The sequence below is a fragment of the Caloramator australicus RC3 genome (assembly GCF_000297115.1).
In the GTDB taxonomy this organism is placed as follows: Bacteria; Bacillota; Clostridia; order Clostridiales; family Caloramatoraceae; genus Caloramator; species Caloramator australicus.
Genome location: NZ_CAKP01000022.1, coordinates 1 through 13,225, shown reverse-complemented (window position 1 = coordinate 13,225; position 13,225 = coordinate 1). Strand labels below are relative to the sequence as shown.

The following is a 13,225-nucleotide window of genomic DNA, read 5'->3' as shown; positions in this document are numbered from 1 at the left end:
ATTTATTCCCCCAAAACAAGCTTAATGAGTTTATCAGAGTTGGCTTCTTCAATATCATCTGGAACATTTTGTCCAACAGTAATATAAGAAATTGGTTTTTTGCTGTAATAAGCTGCTGTTAAGATACTACCATAAATATCAGTTTCATCAAGCTTGGTTAAGATGATGTTGTTATAATCAAGCATTTTATAATTTTCTACGATAGATTTTATATCCCTTTGTTTTGTTGTTACACTAAGAACTAAGCTTATTTTATCTGGCTTTATTTCTTCGATAAATTTTTTGGTTTCTGCTATTTGCATAGCATTTTTACTGCTTCTTCCAGTTGAATCAACTAATATTATATCACATTCCTTCATCTGGTTTAAAACATTTGGAATATCTTTAATAGAATATATTACACCAAAAGGAATATTTAATATTTCTGCATAGGCTTTTAACTGTTCAACGGCTCCAATTCTATAGGTATCTATAGTAATAAGTCCAACTTTTTTGTTCTTATATAAAGAATATAAACTTGCAAGCTTTGCTACAGTTGTCGTTTTTCCAACACCAGTTGGTCCGACAAAAGCCTGAACTCTTGAATCAGTTTTATCATCCTCTTTAATTAATTCCTTGGTATACTTAATTAGCAATTTTTCTAGATTTTTAGCATTTATTTTACCGTCACCATTTTCTTTTTTAATAGATTCAATTATATTCTCTATAATTTCCTCTGGGACATCGTTATTCAATAGATTTTCCTTTATCCTTATTTTTTGTGATTTTTTCGTTCCTTTTGTTTCTTTGTTGTTGTTTTTAACTAAATTCTCTACCATATTTTTTAGTTCTGCTATTTCCTTTTCAATATCACTTGAAACAGCATGTTTTGAACTCTTTTTATCCTTATCATCAGCTGCTGCTGTAACCTCTATTTTTTTAGGCTTAAAAAATCCTAAAAAGCCTTTTTGCCTAATTTTTCTTTGACTAACAATAACGGCATCATTTCCAAGTTCATATCTTATCTTCACCATTGCCTCCTGCATATTATCAACTATATATCTTTTTACAATCATATGCTCACCATCCCTAATGACTCAATCTGAACGTCTGCAGGAATTTCATTCATTGACAAAACGAATAAACTAGGAAATACTAGTTCGGTCATCCTTCTAAAGGCTGGTCTTATTTTAGGAGAACATAAAATTACAGGTTGACCATTATAAAAGTCGCTAATCTCTATCAATCTCTGAACTGCCTCAAATATCCTCCTTGTAGTATCAGGATCCAAGGCTGGATATGATCCTTGGAAAGACTTTTGAATATTATCTGAAATAAGCTGCTCAAGGGAAGGATGCAAAGTCAAGAGTCTTATCGTGTTATTTTCATCTACAAGATTTTTGCATATAGTTCTTCCAAGGGAAATCCTTACGTATTCAGTTAAAAGTTCTATGTCCCTTGTGTTTACAGCGTGATCAGCCAACGTTTCTAGTATAGTAACAAGATCCCTAATTGGCACTCTTTCCTTTAAAAGATTTTGGAGAACCTTTTGAACCTCACCTATAGATAAAAGTCCAGGTATCAATTCCTCAACAACTGCACTATAATTTTCTTTTATATTATCAATAATCATTTTAACTTCCTGTCTTCCTAAAAGCTCATGGGCATGTTTTTTAATAATTTCAGTAAGATGAGTTACTAAAACAGTCGTAGGATCCACTACTGTTATTCCTAAAATTTCAGCCTCTTCCTTTCTATTGTCAGGAATCCAAACTGCAGGTAACCCAAAGGTTGGGTCAACAGTTTTGATTCCTTCAATAGGAATTCCATCACCTAATACGTCTATTGCAAGATAATGATTAACTAATATTTCTCCCTTTCCAACAACTGTCCCTTTTATTTTGATAGCATATTCGTTTGTTGCAAGCTGAAGATTATCCCTGATTCTTATAGGCTGAACGATTATTCCCATTTCAAGGGCAAGTTGCCTTCTAACGCCTGCTATTCTATCTAAAAGATCTCCTCCCGATGAAACATCAGCAAGGGGTATTAGTCCATATCCTATCTCTATTTCTAAAGGCTCTACATTAAGATATTGCATAACGTTTTCTGGTTCTCTTTTTTCAGGTTTTATATCTTCAATTTTAGTTTCTAAATTCATCTCACCTTTACTATCTTTTGTTAGGACATATGATGAAAAACCACAAGCTGCGGATAGCGATAGAAAGAGTAAATTAGGTAATGATGGGATTAACCCTAAAATCGCTAAAATTGCACTGGCAATACCTAAAACCTTAGGGTATGAAGTAAATTGCCCTGCAAGTTGCTTACCAAGGGTTGAATCCCCTGCTGATCTTGTAACAATAATACCCGATGCTGTTGAAATTAAAAGGGCAGGTATCTGACTTACAAGACCATCACCTACAGTTAAAAGAGCATATTTTTTCAACGCATCAAGGGCAGATAAACCTCCAAAAATACTTCCTATTAAAACACCACCGATAATATTAATTAAAACAATAACAACACCAGCTATGGCATCACCTTTAACGAATTTGCTGGCACCATCCATAGCCCCGTAAAAATCTGCCTCTTGCTGTAATTTTTTTCTACGCTGTTTCGCCTCTTCTTCAGTTATAATTCCTGCGTTTAAGTCTGCATCTATACTCATTTGTTTTCCTGGCATAGCATCAAGTGTAAATCTTGCTGCAACTTCAGCAACTCTGCCTGCACCATTGGTGATAACTACAAATTGAATAACAACTATGATTATAAAAAGAATGAATCCTACAACGTAATTTCCACCAACAACAAAGTTACCAAAGGCTTCAATTATTTGTCCTGCTTGTCCTTGTCCAAGAATTAATCTTGTTGAGGAAATATTAAGTCCTAATCTAAAAAGGGTCGTAATTAGTAGTAGGGTTGGAAAAACAGAAAACTCTAGAACTTCGGTTGTAAACATAGTTAAAAGCAAAATTACTAAACTTATCGACATGTTTAGAGCAAGAAATATGTCAAGAAGCCATGTTGGCAGTGGAATAATTATCATTAAAACTATTAAAATAATTACAAAGGCTATTAAAACATCTATATTTGCCTTTAAATTCTTTTCCTTGAACACTAGCCATCACATCCCTCTAATACTGTAAACATATGCTATAATTTCAGCAACCGCTTGATAAAGCTCAACTGGAACCGTTTCGTTTATTTCAACTTTATAATATAAAGTTCGTGCCAAAATTTTATTTTCAACTATGGGAACATCGTTTCCCTTTGCAACATCTTTAATCTTTTTTGCGATAAGATCCGCACCCTTTGCAACAACTATTGGCGCAAAATCCTTATTTCTTTCATATTTTATTGCGACAGCAAAATGAGTTGGATTAGTTACGACTACCGTTGCCTTTGGAACCTCATGCATCATTCTCTTCATTGCCATTTCCCTTTGCTTTTGTCTTATTCGTGATTTAATTTGTGGATCCCCTTCAGTTTGTTTTAATTCCTCCTTAACCTCCTGTTTTGTCATCATCAAATCCTTTTTAAGTTGCCTTTTTTGAAATATAAAATCAGCAACTCCAACAACTATTAAAAATATAACTAGTCTTGTCATTTGTTTATCAGTGATACTCTTTACAAAAGGATAAATTCCATAGGGATTCAAATCGCTTGTCTTTAATATTTCAAATAGGTTTTTCCTCAAATAGCTAAAGGTTAAATACATAATAATTATAATTTTAAGCATTGACTTAATAAGTTCAACAAAGGATCTTTTAGAAAACAATCTTTTAAATCCGTTCAATGGATTTAGTTTGTCAAAACTAAACTTCAAATTTTCTGTTGTAAATAAAAAACCAATTTGAAGGATATTGGCTAAAATTCCAAGAACCATTATAGTAAACAAAAACGGAAGTGCAACTATCGATGCATTTTTTAAAGCATATAACGCTATTACTTTAAACTGCTGAATACTAATATCTTCCTTTGTTATCAGATTGAATGTCTCTATTAAAAATTTTCTCCCATTCAAATATAAGCTTTGTCCAAACACCAAAAACAAAAACATAACGCCAAGAAGAACAATCGATGAAGTCAAATCGATGCTCTTTGCCACCTGCCCCTTTTTCCTTGCATCCTGCAACTTCTTTGGACTTGGTTCTTCAGTTTTATCCTCTGATGCCATCAGAACTATAAAAGGCAGAGTGTTAAAAAGTTTTACTAAATCCCCTGATAAACTTTCAAATAGTTTTATATATATATGGGTTAGCCCCGGTAAAATCACAGATACTGCAAATAATCCAACAAGGGTTTTTACTGGCAAACTTAAAAGAAATATATTTATTTGTGGAACAGCTCTATTTATAAGTCCTAAAGTAAAATCAGTTAGAAAAACCACTATAACAACTGGAGCTGCAAGTTGCATCGCAATATAAAAGCTTTTAGCAAATACATCTAAAATTACAATAAAGATATTGGAATTAATCTTTAAAATTCCTAAGGGAACCACTTCAAAACTTTTTATAATTGCCGATAATAATATATGATGAAAATTTAAAGTTACAAATATAACTATTGCAAACCAGTTAAAAAACCTCTCTAGGGGTGTGGAACTTCCTGAAGTTGATGGATCAAAGTATTGCGACATAGAAAAACCTACATTAAAATCCATTATTTGTGCTGAAACTCTTATGGCATTAAATATCAAAGTAGTTATATACCCTATTGAAACTCCAATAGCTATTTCTCTAAATATAAAAAACACAAGATCAAAATTATTATTTATAAATTGATAGGTTGGAATTTTAATATTTGCTGTAACCAATAAGGATAATATTAAAGAAAGTCCCATCTTCACTATTGTTGGAATTTGCCTTACTGAAAAAATAGGTGATGACATAAGCATTGCTATTATCCTTACTAAAGCTAAAAATAGAATCAAAAATTCATTCATAGAATATACCACCTATTTTACAATTAATGTTATGTTGTTAAGCATAGTTTGTATAAATTGAATTAAAGTTTTTATCATCCAAGAACCTAAAACTAAAAAGACGACAATTACAGTTATTACCTTTGGAACAAAGGTTAACGTTTGTTCCTGAATTTGAGTTGCAGCTTGAAATATGCTGACCAAAAGTCCTACAACCATTGAAGCAATTAAAACAGGTGCTGCAATCATAAGAGCCACCGTCATAGCCTGTTTGCCGATGGCAAGGGCAAAGGATAAACTCATAAGATCACTCCTACATAAAGCTTTGGATTAAAGATTTAACAACTAAATGCCATCCGTCCGCTAAAACAAACAAAAGTATTTTAAAGGGAAGAGAAATAGTAACCGGCGGAAGCATAAACATTCCCATCGACATCAAAATGCTTGCCACAACCATATCTATAACAATAAAAGGAACGAAGATCATAAATCCCATCTGAAAGGCTGTCTTAAGTTCACTTATAACAAAGGCAGGAATAAGAATTTTAAAGGGAACATCATATCGATCCTTTGGTTTTTCAATGTTAGCTGCATTATAAAATAAAGCAAGATCCTTTTCCCTGGTTTGTTTTAGCATAAAATCCTTTAATGGCTTACTGCCAATTTCTATAGCCTGCTGCTGTGAAATTTGACCCTTTATATATGGCTGAATAGCTTCATTGTTTATTTTATTATAAACTGGAGCCATGATGAAAAAAGTCATAAATAAAGCAAGTCCAATCAAAACCTGATTAGGTGGAGACTGTTGGGTGGATAATGCATTTCTTATAAACCCAAGAACTACAATTATCCTTGTAAAGCTTGTCATCAGAAGAACTATTGCAGGAATAAATGTTAAAGAAGTCAACAAAATCAATAATTTTATATTATCCACATATTCCTTAGGATTTTTAGCTGAATCTATTGAAATATTAACTTTTGGGACTGGAATATTTGGTGTTGCAGCAAAGGCTATTCCAATAGTAGCTATGAAAATTAGTAAAACTATTAGAAAAACTCTATTGAACCTTTTCATTCTTCATCTTCCTTCTAATTAAATTAAAATCGAAGCCCTCTAAATTATTTTTGTAAACCTCTAAGTCATCTTGGCTAAGTTCTAATAGTATTTTTACATCATTTTGAGTATTTGAAATTATATAGGGCTTTCCGGCAATTGAAACTACAGATAAAAAAGAATTTTGGCTAAGGGGGACCCTCTCATATACTTTAATTAGCCTACCGCTTCCTAATTTATTTAAATATCTTCCCCCATATTTTGCAGATAAAATGATTAAAAATATAATCATTGGAAGAAATACTACCAGTTTGACGACAGCAAATAAAGTTTCTGAATTCATTATTAAATCACCTACTGTATTATGATATCATAAAAGTAAACATTAGTTATTTGCCCTGATGTTAATTTAGAATTGATTTTACCTATAAGTTCCTTTCTTATATTTTCAAGTTTTATTCCATCAAATTCTGTAGACTTTTTTAATCTAATCGTAGTTATAACTAAATCCCTGATTTGAGGCATTTTGTCTTTAAGTTCCGTTTCAATCTTTGTATCTGTATAGGCTAAAAATATTTTTGCCTTTATATATACCCTAATATCTTCATCAGCAAGATTAACAACAAATTCATCCATTGCCATAGTTTTCTCTGGCTTTGGCTTAGGAGTTGCATTTTGGTTTTTTGTCATAAACATATAACCTAAGAAAACTCCAGCTGCAATTAAAAGAACAAGTAAAATTATGATAATTATCATTAGTTTTGAAACACCTTTATTTTCTGCCATATCAGTTCGCTCCTTTTTGTTTTGTAACAATTAAAATATTAACCCTTCTATTTTTTTGCCTTCCCTCAGGTGTTGCATTAGATGCAATTGGACGGTATTCCCCAGCACCAACAGCAGTTATCTTTTCCGGCTTAATACCTTGTTTTTCCACTAAGAACCTAACTACTTTGACTGCTCTGTCTGCTGAAAGCTCCCAATTGCTCTCATAATACCCTCTATTGATTGGAACATTATCCGTATGGCCCTCTACAACTATTTCATTTTCAAACATCCTCAAAAGCTGAGCAATCTTGGAAAGCAACGGAATGCTTTCAGGTTTTATATCTGCTTTACCTGAGTCGAACAATATTTTTTCTTGAAGTTCTATTACAACTCCCCGTATATCTTCCCTTACCGTAATTTTAGCTTCAAGTTTGTTGTTTTTGACAAACTCTTGAACCTTTCTATATATCCTTTCAGTTTCGCCCCTTTGAACATCTAGTTCAACCTTTCCCGTTTGCCTTTCCTTATCTTTAGTTTCTATGCCTGGATTTGTATTAACTGGAACAGGCCCTAAATTACCACCACTCACAACAGTATTAACATTACCACCAAAGGCTTTAGCAAGTGAAAACGCTAATGTTTTAAATTTAATAGCATCCATTGTTGAAAATGCATAAAGTAAAACGAAAAAACATAAAAGCAGCGTCATCATGTCAGCATAGGTTGTAAGCCATTCTCCAGCATTTATTTCACTTTTTTTAGAACGTCTTCTACTCATTCGATATCACCGCACCCTTTTCAACATTTTGTTTTAACATCGCCAATCTTTCTTCAGGTGCTAAATAAGTCTTAAGTTTATCTTCAACTATTCTTGGATTTACACCCGATTGAATCGCTAAAACTCCTTCTATCATCATTTCTCTTCTTCCTACTTCTTCATTGCTTTTATTTTCAAGTTTTGTTGCCAATGGGGTAAAAAATAGGTTTGCCATTACGGAACCATAGAAGGAGGTTATCAGGGCCACCGCCATCGATGGCCCAAGAGTTGACTGATCCTGCAAATTCTTAAGCATTTGTATAAGCCCAACCAATGTTCCTATCATACCAAAGGCCGGAGCCATAGCTGCCCATAATTTGAAAAAAGATATAACACTTTGATGTCTTTTTTCCATTTCTGAAATCTCAAGTTCCATAATCTCTCTAATAATTTCAGGTTCAATACCATCAACCACCATTTGTATACCGTTTTTTAAAAATTCATCTTGTATGTTTTGAACTTCATCCTCTAGTGATAATAATCCCTCTTTACGTGCTTTTTTTGATAATTCAACAAATCTTTCTATAAGCTCCGATGCAGGGACTTGTTTATCAACAAAAGCATTTCTGATTGCTGTAGGCACTTTTTTTATAGTTGACATAGGAACTGCTATCATAACCGCAAAAAAGGATCCAAAAACTGTTATAAAAAGAGAGGCAACATCCCAGAAAGTTAAAAGGCCATCCTTTATCGAGGCTTGTCCTGAAATCATACCATATAAAACTACAAAAAACCCTAAAACCAATCCTAGCGCTGTTGATAAGTCACTTTTTTTCATTTTATTACCTCCGGTAGATTCCACATGAATTTTCTTTTAAAGGCAATAATTTTTTCGATTATCTCCTCTGGAGATTCTTTAACTACATATTTTTTTCCGTTTATTGTTGTTATTACTGTATCAGGAGTTATCTCTATTTTTTCAATAAGTTCTGAATTCAAATAAAAAGCAACGTTATTAAAGCCTGTAAGTTTAATCATATGCTACTCCCCATTATCTCTTTAGATTTAAAAGCTCTTGAAGCATTTCATCTGATGTTGTTATTGTCCTTGAATTTGCCTGAAAGGCTCTACTTGTTACAATCATTTCTGTAAATTGTTCCGCAAGATCAACATTGGACATTTCTAAAAGTCCTTGTCTTACTGTTCCAAATCCTGAGGATGCCGGAAGACCTATAGAAGGTGCACCTGAATTGGCTGTATTTCTATAAGTATTTCCACCAAGCTTTTCAAGCCCTGCAGGATTTTGAAAACTTGCAAGGGCAACCTTACCTATAACCACTGTCTTATCACCATATATTCCTTTAATCGTTCCATCCTTATCTATTGAAAAGCTTAAAAGTTTTTGTTTTGTTCCATTTTCATCTAATGCTTCAAAAGGGATTACTATACTTTTAAGTTCTGTAATATTTGGTGAATTTTCTGCACTTATTTCAGGTTCATAGGCTGGTTCGTCTACGTTTACTGTTGGAGGATTTGCTGGATCATAAACATCAGCTAAAAAGGCTGTATTATATGAACCTAAAACATGAAATCCTTCTGAAGTTACAAGGCTTCCATTAGCATCTAATGTAAAGGCCCCATCCCTTGTAAATCTGTATTCTATTCCATCGGAAATTACAAAAAACCCATTTCCTTCTATTGCAAGGTCAGTTGCCCTTCCTGTTGTCGAAAGAGCACCTTGATTCATGTTGGTATCGATGCTTGCTATTGCAACACCAAGGCCTGCCTGCTTTGGATTTGAACCGCCTAAATTTTGAGTTGGAGCAGCTGCATTTTCTAAAGTTTGGCTTAATATATCTTTAAAAGTTACCCTTTGTGCTTTAAAGGCAGTTGTATTTACATTTGCTATATTATTACCAATAACGTCCATCTTTATTTGATTTGACTTCATTCCGCTAACTCCAGAATTTAATGATCTTAACATATTACTCCTCCTTTTAATAGTCGCTTCTGTCCTTCCACGACTAGGCCTCCCTTTCGGGTCCAGCCTAAAGTATTATGGCACTATCGATATTGGTAAATACATTTTCCTTTAAATTTTCAGCATCTATAGCAGTTATTACGGTATTATTTTTTATACTTGCAATAAAGGCTATATTATTATAAACAATAAGCCCTTCTTTACCCCCTTTGTCCTTTAGTTTTCTAACAGCACCATTTATTTTTTCTACATCTTCGTTTGTAAGTTGTATGTTTCTTTGTTTTAACCTTTCAATTGCATGACCTGAGAACTTAACTTCCTCACAGGCCTTTTCAAGGATTTTTGAAAATTCTAATGCTTTTTCTATTCTGCTATTGAAACTATTTAAATTTATTTGGCTACTTATCCTGTTTATCAATTTTTACATCACCTGCACCTATTACTTGATCAAGTTTATACATTCCGCCTTCTGTTTTAATATAAACTTCATTTGCTTCAACCTTAACTCCATTTACAATTTCTTTTATTACTTTGTCATTGACCTTTATCTCGACTTCTTTACCAATTAGCATAGTTCCCTCTGTAAATCTTTGTGATATTAGCAGCTTTTGAATATTGGCATTCAAATTCTGCATTTGTTCTAATGCAGCAAATTGTGCCATTTGGGCAATGTATTCTGTATTGTCCTTTGCATTTAATGGGTCTTGATTCCTAAGCTGAACAGTTAAAATCTTCAAAAAGGCATCTTTGTCAAGGATATCGCTTTTTTTTGAAACCATAGCAATATCATTTAAATTGCTAATCTTTGAAACCTCCATATAGTCCTCCTTAGGCATATAGATTTATTCCTTCTAATTCCTCTTCAAAAATATCTTCTTCAAAGTCTAAATCTAAATTATGTTGTCTATTTTGTCTTGCAAAATCCTTAAAGTTTCTTCCAGCATTTTCATTAAACCCATCGCTGGATAGATAAACCGAAATATTAGATAAATTAACATTATTTTGTCTTAACTCCTGCTTCATGTTTTCAATATTGTTTTGTAAAACTAATGCCACTTCCTTCTTTTCTACGATTATATTACCTTTAATTTCTCCCTTTTCTAAAACAACCCTTACAGTTATTTCACCAAGGGCCTCTGGCTTTAGTTTTACTTTAACTTCTGTTATATCAGGCAGTCTAAGGCTTTTAAATTTTTCAACTGTTATATTTACTATTTCTTCTGCCTTAGCTGGTGAAATTATTCTTTGTATCTCGTCCTTTAAATGCTTTGTTGTTAGCTCCCTTATTGGAACGTTCACTTCCTTTACCTGTGGTTCTATAATATCTATGTTTGTTTCTTTTTCATTCATACTTTTTACATCAATTGTTTTAATTTCATGGTCATTTGTTTGATTTAAATTAAAAAGATTTTCTTTCGCTTTTTTTTCATTATCTATATTAAGATTTAAAATATTTACATCTTTATTATGATCTAATGTTGAGTTAGCTGTTTTTATTTCATTATCCTTTTCTTCAATTGAAATTGTTTTTTCACTATATTTTTCTTCTTCTGAGTTGAATATTTGTTTTTCATCTTCTAATGCTTCTGATGTTGTTTCATTTATATTTTCTTGTTTCAATAACTCATCAAAATCAGTTATCGTTTCTTTAATTTCATCTTGTGCTATTAAATTAGGTAATTCTTCACTTTCAACTGTTTTCTCTATATTCATATCAATATTAATCAAATTAAACTTTTCTTGAAGCACAATTTTTTCTTGTGTAGGCTGAAGTTTATCAGTTTGCACCGATATTGATATTTCATTATCCCCAGAAGAAGTATCTTTATTGTCATTTTTATCATTTACATTGAATATTTGATTAAATATTAGCTGGACATTAGGGCTCAAATTGATAGTTTCATCTGTAATTTGAAGTAATTCTTCCTTTTCATTTTCTTCGATATTTTCACTTAATTTATTGCTTACCTTAGAGTTTTTACTTTCAATGTTTTTCCCTTGACTAAGTGCTAGATTATTTGCAGCATTATCCAAAACCTTTTCAAAGTCATCTCCTTTTATTGGATTTTTGTCTTTTGCTTCTAACTTAGGATCCTTTAACTTTACAGCCTCAACCTTCACATCTTCACCTCCTTTCTCCCCTTAAGTATGAATAAAGAGCATAGTCATCGTTGAGCCTTTGCTCTTTTTTGCTTTGTTCTTCTAAAAATTCTTCATAGGCCTTTTCCTTTAGCTTTTCAATTATGCTTCTATCCTTTGTGGCCTTAATAAGCTCTTGTCTTGCCTTTTCAAGCCTTTCCTTTGCCTGGTTTAAAGCTTGATTTTGCCTTTCTATTCTTTTTTCTAAAAGGTCTAAATATCTATAAAAACCTTGATAATCAAAAATCATTTTAAATTTGGGAGGATTATTTATAGCCTTTTTCCTTTCCTCCGTAAGTTCCTTTAGCCTTTTTTCCTGTTCATAGTAGTTTATAAGCTCAATTGAAAATTCTTCCTTTTTCTTTTCTTCATAGCTTTCCTTAAATTCCAAAACCTTTTGTAATTTAAAATTAAATTTATCCATTTAATCACCTTCTAACCTATTGAAAGGATTCTTTCATAGGTTGTTTTATAGTCGCTGTATTCATTAATCCCCTGCCTTAAAAAGGCGTTTATTTTATCAATTAGCTGGATGGCTCTGTCGATTTTAGGATTAGAACCCCTTTGATAGGCCCCTATATTAATTAAATCTTCTGAATCTTTGTAAACAGCTAATATATCCCTAAGTTCACTAGCCTTTTCCTTTAATTTCTCATCAGCAATCTGAGGCATCAATCTTGATATGCTTGCCAATACATCTATCGCTGGATAATGGTTTTTGCCTGCCAATTTTCTTGATAAAACAATATGTCCATCCAAAATACCTCTAACAGCATCTGCTATAGGCTCATTAAAGTCGTCCCCATCAACAAGAACTGTATAAAAGGCGGTTATGGAACCTTTATCTGAATTTCCTGACCTTTCCATAAGCCTTGGAAGCATCGCAAAGACAGATGGAGTGTAACCTTTTGTAGCCGGCGGTTCCCCGATTGTAAGTCCAACCTCCCTTTGAGCCATTGCAAAACGAGTAACAGAGTCCATCATAAGCATAACCTTAAGCCCTTTATCTCTAAAGTATTCTGCAATTGCAGTTGCAGTAAAGGCACCCTTTAATCTAACTAAAGGAGGCTGATCGGAAGTTGCAACCACCAAAACAGACTTTTTGAGTCCCTCCTCGCCAAGGTCATTTTCTATAAACTCCCTAACTTCCCTTCCTCTTTCACCAATAAGTCCAATGACATTTACATCGGCGTCACTATATCTTGCTATCATGCCTAAAAGGGTGCTTTTTCCAACTCCACTTCCTGCAAAAATACCGATTCTTTGTCCAATTCCACAAGTTAAAAATCCGTCAATAGCTCTAATTCCAGTTGACATAACGGTATCTATTTTTCTTCTTAATAATGGATTTGGAGGATCCCTGTCAAGCTTATATTCCGTTTCATAATCTAAGCTTGATCCGTCCATTGGGTTTCCAAGGCCGTCTAAAACTTTACCAAGCAAAGTTGGACCAACCTTCACATTTAATGTTTTTCCAGTGTTTTCTACCGGACACCCTACTGCAACCCCTGTTATGTCTCCAAGGGGCATTAAGAGTAGTCCATTATCCCTAAATCCAACTACCTCTGCAAGAACATAGTTTTTGCTGTTAATAAATATTCTGCAAACTTCCCCAATAAA

The 13,225-nt window shown here is 33.0% G+C and carries 16 protein-coding genes; all 16 read right to left on the bottom strand.

Going from position 1 to position 13,225, the window contains the following annotated elements:
* Positions 1 to 2: 2 nt before the first annotated feature.
* Entirely contained in the window at positions 3 to 1,055 is a 1,053-nt protein-coding gene (flhF, locus tag CAAU_RS02640) for a flagellar biosynthesis GTPase FlhF (protein WP_008907894.1), read from the bottom strand.
* Positions 1,052 to 3,100, bottom strand: coding sequence for a flagellar biosynthesis protein FlhA (flhA, locus tag CAAU_RS02635; protein WP_008907893.1), 2,049 nt, complete (start codon positions 3,098 to 3,100; stop codon positions 1,052 to 1,054). The genes flhF and flhA overlap by 4 nt, the downstream gene beginning before the upstream one ends.
* 6 nt (positions 3,101 to 3,106) lie before the next feature.
* Complete coding sequence (flhB, locus tag CAAU_RS02630) at positions 3,107 to 4,927, bottom strand: flagellar biosynthesis protein FlhB (RefSeq protein ID WP_008907892.1); 1,821 nt, start codon at positions 4,925 to 4,927, stop codon at positions 3,107 to 3,109.
* A 12-nt stretch (positions 4,928 to 4,939) separates the two neighbouring features.
* On the bottom strand, positions 4,940 to 5,209 hold the full coding sequence (gene fliQ / locus CAAU_RS02625) for a flagellar biosynthesis protein FliQ (RefSeq protein ID WP_008907891.1): 270 nt from the start codon (positions 5,207 to 5,209) through the stop codon (positions 4,940 to 4,942).
* Between the two features lie 10 nt (positions 5,210 to 5,219).
* Positions 5,220 to 5,981 (bottom strand): flagellar type III secretion system pore protein FliP, encoded by a 762-nt coding sequence (gene fliP, locus CAAU_RS02620; RefSeq protein ID WP_008907890.1) that lies wholly within the window; start codon positions 5,979 to 5,981, stop codon positions 5,220 to 5,222.
* Positions 5,965 to 6,303 (bottom strand): flagellar biosynthetic protein FliO, encoded by a 339-nt coding sequence (locus CAAU_RS02615; protein WP_008907889.1) that lies wholly within the window; start codon positions 6,301 to 6,303, stop codon positions 5,965 to 5,967. The genes fliP and CAAU_RS02615 overlap by 17 nt, the downstream gene beginning before the upstream one ends.
* 11 nt (positions 6,304 to 6,314) lie before the next feature.
* Positions 6,315 to 6,746 carry a flagellar basal body-associated FliL family protein gene (locus tag CAAU_RS02610; RefSeq protein WP_008907888.1) on the bottom strand — a complete coding sequence of 144 codons (432 nt, stop codon included), beginning with the start codon at positions 6,744 to 6,746 and terminating at the stop codon, positions 6,315 to 6,317.
* 1 nt (position 6,747) lies between these two features.
* Complete coding sequence (locus CAAU_RS02605) at positions 6,748 to 7,506, bottom strand: OmpA family protein (protein WP_008907887.1); 759 nt, start codon at positions 7,504 to 7,506, stop codon at positions 6,748 to 6,750.
* Positions 7,499 to 8,323, bottom strand: a complete 825-nt coding sequence (locus CAAU_RS02600) for a motility protein A (RefSeq protein WP_008907886.1) — start codon at positions 8,321 to 8,323, stop codon at positions 7,499 to 7,501. The genes CAAU_RS02605 and CAAU_RS02600 overlap by 8 nt, the downstream gene beginning before the upstream one ends.
* A complete protein-coding gene (locus CAAU_RS02595) occupies positions 8,320 to 8,523 on the bottom strand; it encodes a flagellar FlbD family protein (RefSeq protein ID WP_008907885.1) in 204 nt (67 codons plus the stop codon). Before CAAU_RS02595 ends, CAAU_RS02600 begins: the two co-directional genes overlap by 4 nt.
* A gap of 13 nt (positions 8,524 to 8,536) precedes the next feature.
* Complete coding sequence (locus CAAU_RS02590; RefSeq protein ID WP_008907884.1) at positions 8,537 to 9,469, bottom strand: flagellar hook-basal body complex protein; 933 nt, start codon at positions 9,467 to 9,469, stop codon at positions 8,537 to 8,539.
* Between the two features lie 64 nt (positions 9,470 to 9,533).
* Positions 9,534 to 9,884: a TIGR02530 family flagellar biosynthesis protein gene (locus tag CAAU_RS02585; RefSeq protein ID WP_008907883.1), complete on the bottom strand. Its 351-nt coding sequence runs from the start codon at positions 9,882 to 9,884 to the stop codon at positions 9,534 to 9,536.
* On the bottom strand, positions 9,865 to 10,284 hold the full coding sequence (locus CAAU_RS02580) for a flagellar hook capping FlgD N-terminal domain-containing protein (protein ID WP_008907882.1): 420 nt from the start codon (positions 10,282 to 10,284) through the stop codon (positions 9,865 to 9,867). Before CAAU_RS02580 ends, CAAU_RS02585 begins: the two co-directional genes overlap by 20 nt.
* A 10-nt stretch (positions 10,285 to 10,294) precedes the next feature.
* Positions 10,295 to 11,587 carry a flagellar hook-length control protein FliK gene (locus CAAU_RS02575; RefSeq protein ID WP_008907881.1) on the bottom strand — a complete coding sequence of 431 codons (1,293 nt, stop codon included), beginning with the start codon at positions 11,585 to 11,587 and terminating at the stop codon, positions 10,295 to 10,297.
* Between the two features lie 4 nt (positions 11,588 to 11,591).
* Positions 11,592 to 12,029, bottom strand: coding sequence for a flagellar export protein FliJ (fliJ, locus tag CAAU_RS02570; RefSeq protein WP_008907880.1), 438 nt, complete (start codon positions 12,027 to 12,029; stop codon positions 11,592 to 11,594).
* A gap of 11 nt (positions 12,030 to 12,040) precedes the next feature.
* Positions 12,041 to 13,225, bottom strand: a 1,185-nt coding sequence (gene fliI / locus CAAU_RS02565; RefSeq protein ID WP_040305732.1) for a flagellar protein export ATPase FliI, incomplete at its 5' end; no start/stop codon positions are given.

Coding starts and splice junctions, on each gene's coding strand:
- flhF (WP_008907894.1), bottom strand. CDS start 1,055: ATGATTGTAAAAAGATATATAGTTGATAATATGCAGGAGGCAATGGTG.
- flhB (WP_008907892.1), bottom strand. CDS start 4,927: ATGAATGAATTTTTGATTCTATTTTTAGCTTTAGTAAGGATAATAGCA.
- fliQ (WP_008907891.1), bottom strand. CDS start 5,209: ATGAGTTTATCCTTTGCCCTTGCCATCGGCAAACAGGCTATGACGGTG.
- fliP (WP_008907890.1), bottom strand. CDS start 5,981: ATGAAAAGGTTCAATAGAGTTTTTCTAATAGTTTTACTAATTTTCATA.
- CAAU_RS02615 (WP_008907889.1), bottom strand. CDS start 6,303: ATGAATTCAGAAACTTTATTTGCTGTCGTCAAACTGGTAGTATTTCTT.
- CAAU_RS02610 (WP_008907888.1), bottom strand. CDS start 6,746: ATGGCAGAAAATAAAGGTGTTTCAAAACTAATGATAATTATCATAATT.
- CAAU_RS02605 (WP_008907887.1), bottom strand. CDS start 7,506: ATGAGTAGAAGACGTTCTAAAAAAAGTGAAATAAATGCTGGAGAATGG.
- CAAU_RS02600 (WP_008907886.1), bottom strand. CDS start 8,323: ATGAAAAAAAGTGACTTATCAACAGCGCTAGGATTGGTTTTAGGGTTT.
- CAAU_RS02595 (WP_008907885.1), bottom strand. CDS start 8,523: ATGATTAAACTTACAGGCTTTAATAACGTTGCTTTTTATTTGAATTCA.
- CAAU_RS02590 (WP_008907884.1), bottom strand. CDS start 9,469: ATGTTAAGATCATTAAATTCTGGAGTTAGCGGAATGAAGTCAAATCAA.
- CAAU_RS02580 (WP_008907882.1), bottom strand. CDS start 10,284: ATGGAGGTTTCAAAGATTAGCAATTTAAATGATATTGCTATGGTTTCA.
- fliJ (WP_008907880.1), bottom strand. CDS start 12,029: ATGGATAAATTTAATTTTAAATTACAAAAGGTTTTGGAATTTAAGGAA.